The sequence below is a fragment of the Kribbella sancticallisti genome (assembly GCF_039530625.1).
GTDB classification, from domain to species: Bacteria; Actinomycetota; Actinomycetes; order Propionibacteriales; family Kribbellaceae; genus Kribbella; species Kribbella sancticallisti.
The window spans coordinates 247,613-257,487 of sequence record NZ_BAAAOS010000018.1; the positions used below are offsets into that span (position 1 = coordinate 247,613).

10 protein-coding genes are annotated in these 9,875 nt (G+C 70.2%); 5 read left to right on the forward strand and 5 right to left on the reverse strand.

Annotated elements, in window-relative coordinates:
* The first annotated feature begins 22 nt into the window (after nt 1-22).
* Nucleotides 23-175: a hypothetical protein gene (locus ABD255_RS11540; protein ID WP_344212789.1), complete on the forward strand. Its 153-nt coding sequence runs from the start codon at nt 23-25 to the stop codon at nt 173-175.
* Between the two features lie 19 nt (nt 176-194).
* On the opposite strand, the gene ABD255_RS11545 is transcribed toward ABD255_RS11540, so the two are convergent.
* From ABD255_RS11545 to ABD255_RS11560, 4 genes are all read right to left on the reverse strand, one after another.
* Nucleotides 195-1,502, reverse strand: a complete 1,308-nt coding sequence (locus ABD255_RS11545; RefSeq protein ID WP_344212790.1) for a neutral zinc metallopeptidase — start codon at nt 1,500-1,502, stop codon at nt 195-197.
* A 162-nt stretch (nt 1,503-1,664) separates the two neighbouring features.
* On the reverse strand, nt 1,665-2,291 hold the full coding sequence (locus tag ABD255_RS11550) for a CGNR zinc finger domain-containing protein (protein ID WP_344212792.1): 627 nt from the start codon (nt 2,289-2,291) through the stop codon (nt 1,665-1,667).
* A 174-nt stretch (nt 2,292-2,465) separates the two neighbouring features.
* Nucleotides 2,466-2,939, reverse strand: a complete 474-nt coding sequence (locus ABD255_RS11555; RefSeq protein WP_344212794.1) for a GNAT family N-acetyltransferase — start codon at nt 2,937-2,939, stop codon at nt 2,466-2,468.
* Nucleotides 2,936-4,306, reverse strand: coding sequence for an MFS transporter (locus tag ABD255_RS11560; protein WP_344212796.1), 1,371 nt, complete (start codon nt 4,304-4,306; stop codon nt 2,936-2,938). Before ABD255_RS11560 ends, ABD255_RS11555 begins: the two co-directional genes overlap by 4 nt.
* A 95-nt stretch (nt 4,307-4,401) precedes the next feature.
* Here ABD255_RS11560 and ABD255_RS11565 point away from each other — a divergent pair, with 95 nt between their 5' ends.
* The 3 genes from ABD255_RS11565 (at nt 4,402) to ABD255_RS11575 (ending at nt 6,926) form a co-directional block, all read left to right on the forward strand.
* Complete coding sequence (locus ABD255_RS11565; protein WP_344212798.1) at nt 4,402-5,004, forward strand: TetR/AcrR family transcriptional regulator; 603 nt, start codon at nt 4,402-4,404, stop codon at nt 5,002-5,004.
* A gap of 201 nt (nt 5,005-5,205) precedes the next feature.
* Nucleotides 5,206-5,937 carry a SigB/SigF/SigG family RNA polymerase sigma factor gene (locus ABD255_RS11570; RefSeq protein WP_344212800.1) on the forward strand — a complete coding sequence of 244 codons (732 nt, stop codon included), beginning with the start codon at nt 5,206-5,208 and terminating at the stop codon, nt 5,935-5,937.
* 284 nt (nt 5,938-6,221) lie between these two features.
* Complete coding sequence (locus tag ABD255_RS11575) at nt 6,222-6,926, forward strand: GAF and ANTAR domain-containing protein (protein ID WP_344212802.1); 705 nt, start codon at nt 6,222-6,224, stop codon at nt 6,924-6,926.
* 143 nt (nt 6,927-7,069) lie between these two features.
* Here ABD255_RS11575 and ABD255_RS11580 read toward each other — a convergent pair whose 3' ends face one another.
* Nucleotides 7,070-8,824 (reverse strand): sensor histidine kinase, encoded by a 1,755-nt coding sequence (locus ABD255_RS11580; RefSeq protein WP_344212804.1) that lies wholly within the window; start codon nt 8,822-8,824, stop codon nt 7,070-7,072.
* A 165-nt stretch (nt 8,825-8,989) separates the two neighbouring features.
* On the opposite strand from ABD255_RS11580, the gene ABD255_RS11585 reads away from it, so the two are divergent.
* On the forward strand, nt 8,990-9,856 hold the full coding sequence (locus ABD255_RS11585; protein ID WP_344212806.1) for a universal stress protein: 867 nt from the start codon (nt 8,990-8,992) through the stop codon (nt 9,854-9,856).
* Nucleotides 9,857-9,875: the final 19 nt, after the last annotated feature.

Below are 9,875 nucleotides of genomic sequence, written 5' to 3' on the forward strand. Positions count from 1 at the left end.
CGGCAGTCGCTACATTGCGCCGGTGCTGCCCATCGGACTACTGATCTGGATCGTCGCCATGGCCCTCACTCTCTGGGGCCTGGTCGCGGTACTCCGCTACCGCATCGCTGTCGGCGCCCTACTCCTGCTCATGGGCCTAGCCACCGGCCTGGCAAGCACCGCCTACCCGAGCTGATCCACAACCGACCGGCGGGTCACGCGCAGGTCGGCAGACCTTCGAAGAGGCCGGTGCGAAGGGCCTTGACCCGGTCGAAGGCGCCGGCGCGGTCCATCCGCTGGCCGTCATCGGCCAGGCTGCTGCTGACGATGGTGGCGACCACCTCGTCGAGGTCGCCGGGGGACAGGGGAGAGGATTCGAGATCGCCCGCGGCCAGGGCGGCGACCCAGGCCCCGGTGAAGCAGTCGCGCTGGAGTCCGCCTGTTTGACCAGTCGCGGGGAACCCGGCTTGTTGCTGCACTGCCTGGCCCCAGGCGTCACTGAGCACGGTGCCGGTGCCCAGGTCACCGATCCGCTGATGCACGGTGATGAGCGTCTCGTTCGGCCAGCCGACCGCGCCGTCGCAGTACTGCGCGAGGCTGTCCTGGCCCGGGCAGGCCGGCTCCGGTCCTGGACGGAGCGTGGGGGCGGTGAAGGTCTTGCCCGGCGCGATCCTGGGCAGCGCGGCAGTCCAGAACTGGTTGAGCCGTGTCGTCACGAACGCGACAGCTTGCGCGTACGGGAGGTCTCCGCCGGTCTGCTGCTCCTCGACGGTGCGGAACGGCAGTTCGGTCGTCACCACGCCCTTGGTGGGCAACTCCGCGCACGCCCGCGCGCCACTCTCGTAGCCGGTCTGGAAGGCGTTGACCCGGTCGAACCCGAGTCCGTGGGCCTGCGGGGCACTCGCCGCCTGCCCTGGCTGGTCACGCAGTACCAGGACCGTACTGATCGCGCTGTCGAGCGCGCCCTCGGTCAAGGTCACCGGGTCCTCGGTGGAGGTCTCGGCGTACTTCGTCCACGAACCGGCGAAGCAGTCGGCCTGGAGTTCCACCACCACCGACGGGCTGTCGACCTCGGCGCGCGCCTGGATGGCGTGGCCCATCTCGTGGGCGAGCACGATCGCGGGAGCGATCCCGCCGTACCGGTCGGCGAGTTGGGGGAACAGCGAGGCCGCGTCCCAGGCGATGTAGTCGTCCGATCCGCCGCAGTAGAAGGCGTTGCCGCGCAGGTCGTCATAGGTCTGGCGTTGCCCGCCGCAACTGAACGCCGGACTCCGCGGGGTCTTCGGCTGGAACCCGCCGCGCAACGGGACGAGGTCCCGGCCGTAGACGGCAGGCATCTCCTTGCTCCAGTACCCGTTCAGGCTCGCGACCGCCGCTCCGGCGACGTCGTCGACGCCTGAGGTGGGCGTCGCCTGGTCCGGTACGACGGGGCCAGGGCGGTTCGCCGCGACCACCGCCACCACCGCGACGAGCACCGCCACGATCGCCAGCAGCAACCAGTTTCCGGTCGGTCGACGAGCCATCATCCGTACCTTTCGTCAATGCTGAGCCTTCGGTCGACGACGGTGACGAGCGAGCCGAGGAGTACGACAGCCGCCACCTGCGTAACGAGCCTGGGGCCACGTCCGTTTCGAGGTCACCACGCGCAGGTGCCCCGACACCGCGGGATTGAAAAGCCCGTCAGGTCAGCGCTTCGGCCGGGCGGCTCGTTTGGCGACGTAGCGGTCGATCTTCTGCGCGGTGCCGCAGAGTTCCATCGAGCACCAGCGGCGGCTGCCGTTCCTGGACTGGTCGAGGAACAGCCAGGGGCAGCCCGCACACCGCTTCAGCTTGCTGGTCAACGGGCTGTTCAGCAATGAGTAGGCGCTCTCGGCAACCGGCCACAAGGGCGATTCCAAGTCGGTGAACTCCCAGGCCGGCGCGGGCTGGCTGCCCGGGGACAGCGTCGCCTGCTGAATCGCCGTGGACACGAACGGCCGAAGCCGGGCCCAACCGTCCTCGGGACTGGTGCGATCGACCAGCGCCCCGAAGACCTCATTCAGCGCGTCCCGCAACTCCGCACCACGCCGTACTGCGGCTGCCGCGCGCCGGGGCTGCTCCGCGGCGGCCTGGCGAAGTGCGGTGACGTCCGGAACGACGCCGATCCGCGACGCCCAGCCGAGCAGGCCCGCGTAGTCGATCACGTGGTCGAAGCGCTCCGGCCCGAGCGGATCGTCGACGGTGTTGGCGAAATCGAGCGCGAGGTGGCCGGCCACGATCGGCAGTTCGCGGATCTCGGCGGGCCGGACGCTCGACCTCTGCACTGTTTCCATCAAAAGACAATTTACCAGGAATGAGATCCGCCCCGGCGGGCACCTGTTTCCAGTATGAGTAGGTTGACTGGAAACAGAAGGCTCGGTTTGGCGGTGCTCTGCTGCCGCTCCGATGACCGGCTACCGGCTCGGCTACCTAGCAGCTGGGCTGATAGCCGTCGCCGGAGGGCTGGTCTACTTGCTGCTGGTCAGGAGATCGGCGTAGGCATCAGCCGACCAACTGGCCACGACCTTGGGTCGCAGGGCGGCGCCCAGGCGGGCGTAGAAGCGGTGGGCCTGGACGTTGTCGGGCCGGACTCCCCAGCCGATGGTCAGTTGCTCGGGGAGCGCGTGACGGGCGAGTTCCAGCATCAGCGCGCGGCCGACCCCGGCGTCGCGGAATTCTTCGCGCACATAGAGATCGTCGAGGGCGAGGATGTCCTGACCGGTCCACAGTTGCGGCCGCCGCAGCGCCGAGACGTACCCGGTGGGGTGCCCGTCCCGTTCCGCCAGCAACACGATCACCTCGTCCCGGCCGAGGAACTCGCGCCACTGCTCCGGAGTACTGCGGACGTACTCGCCCTCTTCCTGGTGGTCGGCGAGTTCTCCCAGCAGGGTCCTCACGGTGGCGGCGTCGTCCGGACGCGCACGGCGGATGCTGTCGGTCATGAGGCCGTCTCCGATTCGGTCGGTACCGCGGTCGGTACCGCGAACAGCACGATCACGGCCCCCACGGCGGCGGTGATCGCGGTGAAGGTGAAGGCGCGGCCGAATCCCGTGTCGCTGGTTCCGGCGATGCTCGCGGCCGCGATGCTGGACACCGCCGCCACGCCGAGCGCGGCGCCGAACTCATGGAAGGTGCTGAGCAGGCCCGAAGCCAGGCCGGCCACCTGGTGATCGACGTGCGCGAGGGCGGTCGTGGAAGCGGCCACGAACGCCGCTCCGATGCCCGCCGCGGCGATGCTCATGCCCGTGACGATGACCACCGGCCCGTCCAGGATCGCGGGGATCGCGGTGCCGAGGGCGGCGATCACCAACCCGGCCAGCGCGATCAGCCGGGCGCCGTGCCGTCCGATCACCTGGCCGGCGGACTGTGCGCCGATCATCGTGGCGATCGCGACCGGCAGGAACAGCAGGCCGGTCCGGAGCGCGCCGTAGCCCTGGTGGTGCTGGAGGTAGAACGAGCCGAGGAAGAAGACCGAGATCATCAGCGCGGTGGCGACCAGGATCAGAAAGGTGCCTGCGGCAACCGGTCGGTAGGTGAGGATGCGCAGATCCATCAGCGGAGACCGGACGACGCGCTGCAGCCACGCGAAGACGGCGTACAGGACGACGGCGGCGGCCAGGGTGCCGAGGGTGGCGGCGGAGAGCCAGCCGCGGTCACCGGCGTTGATCAGGGCGTAGATCGCGGCGCCGGTGCCGGCCGTGACCAGCAGCGCGCCCGGTACGTCGAGCCGGGCCTTGCCTGCGGCCGGGCGATCCACCGGCAGGGAGCGGCTGAGGGCGACGAGGACGACCAAACCGATCGGCACGTTCACGTAGAAGACCCACTGCCAGCCCGGCCCGGCGGTCAGCACGCCACCGAGCAGTACTCCGATCGCGGCGCCGCCACCGCCCAGAGCGGACCAGATCCCGAGTGCCTTGTTCCGCTCGTCGCCGTCGAAGATCTTGGTGACCACCGACAAGGCGGCGGGCGACAGGATCGCGGCGCCGATGCCCTGGGCGACCCGGCCTCCGATCAGCAGTTCGGCGTTGCCGGCCAGCCCGGTGGCCAGGGACGCGGCGATGAAGATCGCCAGCCCGGTGAGGACCACCCGCCGGCTGCCGAACAGGTCCGCGGCACGTCCGCCGAGCAGCATCAGGCCGCCGAACATCAACGTGTAGGCGCTCACCACCCAGGTCAGGGTGTCCCGGGCCAGGCCGAGGTCGGCACCGATGTGGGGGAGCGCGATCGCCACCACGGTGACGTCGAGGATGAGCATGAACTGCGCGGTCCCGAGCAGGGCCAGGGTCCGCCACCGGCGTGGGTCGGGCATGCCGGATACCTCCTGAATGCTAAATCGAACACTGATGTACGGGTTATCTGCGCTACCATAACTCGTACACCGGTGTTCGACAAGAGGAGATGCCCGTGACTGCCACGCCGACCAGATCCCCGGCCAAGCGGGCGGACGCGCAGCGCAGCATCGCCGCGATCCTGGCGGCCGCGGTCGAGTGCCTGGGCCGCAATCCCGACGCCAGCGTCAGCGAGATCGCCAAGGCCGCCGGCGTCGGACGGGTCACCCTCTACGGCCACTTCCCGAACCGGGTCGACCTGGTGGACGCGGCGTTCGCGCGTGCGGTCGAGGAAGGCCACGCGGCCTTGTCCGAGGTCGATCTGGAGGGCGACCCCCGCGCGGCGATGGCTCGGCTGATCGAGTCCAGTTGGCTGCTGGTCGAGCAGTCCCGCTCGCTCCTCCTGGCCGCTCAGGCAGTGCTGCCCCCGGGCCGGATCCGCGCACTGCACGCCGGGCCCGCGGAGCGCGTCCAGCGACTGATCGAACGAGGCCAGGCCGAAGACCTGTTCCGCACCGACCTCCCGACCTCCTGGCTCGTCGGCATCATGCACAGCGTGATGCACAGCGCCGCCGACGAGATCAACGCCGGCGGCCTGGTCCCTGACCAGGCCGCCCCCTTCATCACCGCCACTCTGCTGGCCGCTTTCACCCCTCCCGGCCACCGCACACCGGCTTGAACAACTTGGAGCGCATGAGTTTCGGGGGAACGGGTACGGACTGACCAGGCAATTGACCGTGGTCCGGAGATGTGCCACGCCGTGACATGACGTCGCGAGGTCAAGAAAATGCTTTCTTCTGTCAGTACCACCGAAATTCCGACGCAGTGTTCGACTGCCGAGGAGCGGGCCGCCCGAGAAGCAGCTACCAAGGAGCTGCTCTTGCGCAGGGCACGAACTTCCGACGAGAGCGAGCGGCGGGCGCTGCTCGAGGAGGTCGTCGAACTCAACATCGAGATCGCGCGGGGGATCGCCCGCCGGTTCCGGAGCCGCGGAGCCGAGATCGAGGACCTGGAGCAGGTCGCCTGTCTGGGCCTGATGAAAGCCGCTCACTACTACCGGCTGGACGCGGACACACCTTTCATCGGGTACGCCATCCCCACCATCCGGGGCGAGGTGAAGCGCTACTTCCGCGACTGCGCCTGGACGGTGCGGATCCCGCGCCGGCTACAGGAGTTGCAGGGCACGATCGCGGCCAAGCTTCCCGACCTGGTGCAGGAACTGAACCGCGAGCCCACCCGGGCGGAGATCGCGGAGCACCTGGGCGTGGAGCTGGAGGAGGTCGAGCAGGCGATGGCGGCACGGGGCTGTTTCAACGTGCTGTCGCTGGATCGCCCGTCCGACCTGGACGCCGACCTCACCCTGGCGGACGTAGTACCGGCTGAGAAGGATCGGTCGGTCGATCAGCTGGAGGCCGTCGACATGCTGGAGCCGGTGCTGGTGGACCTCGGTCCGCGGGAGCGCCGGATCCTGCAGTTGCGGTTCGTCGAGGGCTGGACCCAGTCCGACATCGGCAAGGAGATCGGCGTCAGCCAGATGCAGGTGTCGCGGATCCTGCGCAAGATCCTCGACGACCTGCGCGAGAAGCTCTCCCCGCTTCCCGCCGCGGCCTGACGAAACCCGTACCGCCGTGCTGTGGCGGTCCCGGTCGGCGGTGTGACCAGCTGTCTGGTCAGCGGCTGACCGGGGCCGGCCACAGCCCGACGATCGCGTCGATCAGGCCGGTCGCCGACGCCGCCGCCAGGCCGGTCGCGGTCGAAGTACCGGCGGTCTGACGGGACGGTCGAAATAGTTATCGAACACCAGGTTCGGGGTGGGCCCGGAACGGTCATCATGGCCTCGTGGGCGATTCCAGAGAAGCGGGTTCCCATGGTGCTCGACCACGCCTGGAGCCTGCTGTGTACAACCACGAAGAGTTGCCGACCGCGGACACGTTCGCGCGGCTCGCGACCGAACTGCACGACTCCGAGGGAGTCGAGGAGACGGTCGACACCGTCGTGCAGTTCGCCGTCCGGGCGCTGGCCTGCTGCCAGGCCGGCATCGTGCTGGCCGTCCGCGGCCGGCGGCCCGAGATCGGCGCGGTCACCGACCCGCTGATCGAGCGGATCCACGCCGTGCAGATCGCGGCCGACGACGGACCGATGATCGCCGCCCTGCAGCGCGAGGAACTGATCCGGATCGCCGACGTCAGGACCGACGGGCGCTGGCCGCACTGGGCCGCCCTGGTCTGTGCGTCGGGCATCCGGACCGTCCTGCACCTGCCGCTGATGGTGGGGAACCGGGCCAGCGGCGTACTGAGTCTGTACTGCGAGACACCGGACGCGCTGACCGGCGACGACGAGGCGGTCGCGCACATCCTGGCCCGGCACGCCTCGGTCGCGGTGGCGTCCGCGCAGCACGAGGCGAGCCTGGCCCAGGCGGTGGACGCGCGGAAGCTGATCGGGCAGGCGATGGGCATCCTGATGGAGCGCTACGGCCTGAGCGACGACCGGGCCTTCGAGGTGCTCAAGCGCTACTCCCAGGACAGCAACACCAAGCTCCGCGACGTGGCGCAGCAACTCATCGACACCAGGAAGCTCCCGGTCAACGGCCAGTTGCGCTGACCGCCGGACGGATCGGTGCGTCCCGCCGAACTGGGTCCATAAGGCTCTCCCGTTTCGGGACTTCCTGCCCTGGAAGGCGGGGGGCACCGCCGATGAGGATGGTGGTAGCCGACAGAGGCCCGACCAGGGGGCGGGGCGGTTGGTCAGCTGGAGGGTGTGTTGAAGGGCGCGCACAACTCCAGCACGGTGCCGTGCGGCTGAGTGGACTCCAGCCGCACGGCACCACCAAGTGAGGCCGCTCGCTCGCGGAGGTTGCGCAGACCGCTCTCGCGGTCGCCGGGACCGATCCCGACGCCGTTGTCGGTGACCCGGGCCGTGACCGCCTCGCCGGTCACCTCGACTTCGACCTTCACCATCGTCGCCTGGGCGTGCCGGACCACGTTCGACAGCGACTCGCGGACGGCCGCGAGGATCTGCGGCCGCACGACAGCCGGTACTGCGCTGTCGAGCGGCCCGGTCAGCACCAGCTGCGGACGGAAGCCGAGCGCGGCGGCGTACTCGTCGACCAGGCCGCGGACGTCGCCGCGCAGCGAGGTGGCGCCCGGCTGGTGATGCAGCTCGAAGATCGCGGCCCGCAGATCCCGGATGGTCCCGTCGATGTCCTCGACGGCACGGCCGATCCGGTCCTGGACGTCGGGCCGGACCATCCGGCGCATCCCTTGCAGCTGCAGGCCGGTCGCGAACAGCCGCTGGATCACCAGGTCGTGCAGATCGCGGGCGATCCGGTCGCGATCCTCCAGGACGGCGAGCATCGACTTCTGCCGCTGCGCCTGGGCCCGGTCCAGCGCGAGCGTCGCCTGGTCGGCGAACATCCGGACGAGATCGGTGCCGGGCGTCACGCTGAGCGGCTCGCCGCGGCGCGCCGCGACCATCAGGATGCCACCCGTACTGTTCGCTCCGGCCGGAAGCGGAGCCAGGATGGTCCGCCCGAGATTCGCGAGCCCCGGCACCGCGGACAGCCGGCCGAGGGACTCGGCGAGCAGCGCGAGATCCTCGATCACGACCTGCTCGTCGCCGTGCAGGACCTCACCCAGGATCGGGCGGTCCCGCGGGATCCGCCGGCCGAGCTGGTCCTCGAACCCGGGCGGTGCGTCCATCGCGGTGATCACCAACTCGTCGCCCTCCACCACCAGGACCGCGCCGACCACCGAGCCGGACACCTCGCGGGCGCGGGTCGCGATCAGCTGCAGGACGTCCTGGGGATCGAAGTCGCCGAGCATCATCTGGGTGATCTCGGTGGTCACCTCGTGCCAGCGGCGGCGACGCTCGGAGTCGGCGTACAGGCGGGCGTTGTCGATCACCACCCCGGCCGCCGCGGCCAGCGCGGTGACGGCGCGTTCGTCGTCCTCGGTGAACTCCGCGCCGTCGGCCTTCTCGGTCAGGTAGAGGTTGCCGAAGGCGTGCTCGCGGGTGCGGATCGGTACGCCGAGGAAGCTGCGCATCGGCGGGTGGTTCGGCGGGAAACCGTAGGACAGCGGGTGGTCGGCCAGGTCCTTCAGGCGCAGCGGCTCCGGCTGGTCGATCAGCAGGCCGATCAGTCCGTGCCCCTGCGGCAGCGGACCGATCGCGGCGATCTCGTCGTCGGTCAGGCCGTGGGTGACGAACCGGACCATCCGGTTGCCGTCCGCGCTGATCACCCCGAGCGCGCCGTACCGGGCGCCGACCAGGTCGCAGGCGGCCTTGGCGAGCCGGTCCAGGATGCTGGTCAGGTCCAGGTCCGCGCCGATCCCGACGACGGCGTCGAGCAGCGCCCGGAGCCGCTCTTCGGACTCCATGATCTCGTCCACCCGGCCGAGCAGTTCCTGCAGCAGCGAGTCCAGCCGGACCCGCGACAGCCCGGCGAATTCGAGCGCCCCCTCGTCCCAGCCTCGTCTCGCGTCGTCCGACCGCCCGCCCATGAGCCCACCGTACGTAAGCACGCGCCGGTTGGGAACAGCTCCGGTCGCTCTGCGTGATCGGCCAGGGCGGGGGGGGAAGGGACGAAAGTCCCATCGATCAGAGCCGCCCGGCTCTGCCGCCGGACCGGGCGCGCGCGGGAGGCTGAAGAACGTTGGGAGGGCGGGATGGAGAGCTGGACCAGGACCGGACCTGTCGTCGTCGAGGTCGACGGCCAGGTCGACGGGCGCCGGATCGTGGACTACGCCTGCCGTGAGGCGATGCGGTCCGGCGCCGAACTCGTCCTCGCCGCGCCGTACCAGCCGTACGAGCTGCTGACCTCCGATCGGCAGTCACCCCGCGACGCCCTCCGTACTGCGACCGCCTGGGTCCGCCAGCTGGCCGGGACCGATCTGCGGCTGGGGGCCGTCGCCGTCGAGGGATCACGGCTGCAGGTGCTGGCCCGGGTGGCCAGGAACGCGCGGCAACTGGTGGTCGGGCGCACGCCGGTCCGCCGTCCGCAACGCCTCGTCACGGCGCACGGCAACATCTTCCTGACGGCCAGGACGGGCTGCCCGGTGGTGGTCGTGCCGACCAGTTGGCGGCCGTCGGAGCTGGACCAGAAAGTCGCTGTCGGCATCGACGGTACCGAGCTGTCGCTCGAGGCCGCGGAGTTCGCCTTCCAGGCCGCGGGAGAGCGACGCGGCGAGCTGACCGTGGTGCACGCCCAGCACACGCCCCGCGATCACCGCGATGGCGTCGGGCTGAGCGTGCAGGAGACGCTGGCGGGCTGGGCCGAGAAGTATCCGCGGGTCAAGCTGACCCGGTTCCTCACCTCCAGACCTGTCGTCGAGGCGCTGGTCCAGGAAGGGGCTCAGGCCGGCCTGGTCATCGTCGGCGCTCCGGCCGGGGCACTGCCGATCGGTGATCCGGTGGCTCGCCAGGCGGTCAGCGGACTGTCCTGCCCGGTCGCGGTCGTTCCTCATCACGTCGTCGCGCCGGAGCGGATCGTGCTCTCGGCGCACGCCGCGCAGTCGGCGGAGAACCCTGCGTGACGGTGCGCCCCGGCGCGCG

Coding starts and splice junctions, on each gene's coding strand:
- ABD255_RS11545 (WP_344212790.1), bottom strand. CDS start 1,502: ATGGCTCGTCGACCGACCGGAAACTGGTTGCTGCTGGCGATCGTGGCG.
- ABD255_RS11550 (WP_344212792.1), bottom strand. CDS start 2,291: ATGGAAACAGTGCAGAGGTCGAGCGTCCGGCCCGCCGAGATCCGCGAA.
- ABD255_RS11555 (WP_344212794.1), bottom strand. CDS start 2,939: ATGACCGACAGCATCCGCCGTGCGCGTCCGGACGACGCCGCCACCGTG.
- ABD255_RS11560 (WP_344212796.1), bottom strand. CDS start 4,306: ATGCCCGACCCACGCCGGTGGCGGACCCTGGCCCTGCTCGGGACCGCG.
- ABD255_RS11580 (WP_344212804.1), bottom strand. CDS start 8,824: ATGGGCGGGCGGTCGGACGACGCGAGACGAGGCTGGGACGAGGGGGCG.
- ABD255_RS11585 (WP_344212806.1), top strand. CDS start 8,990: ATGGAGAGCTGGACCAGGACCGGACCTGTCGTCGTCGAGGTCGACGGC.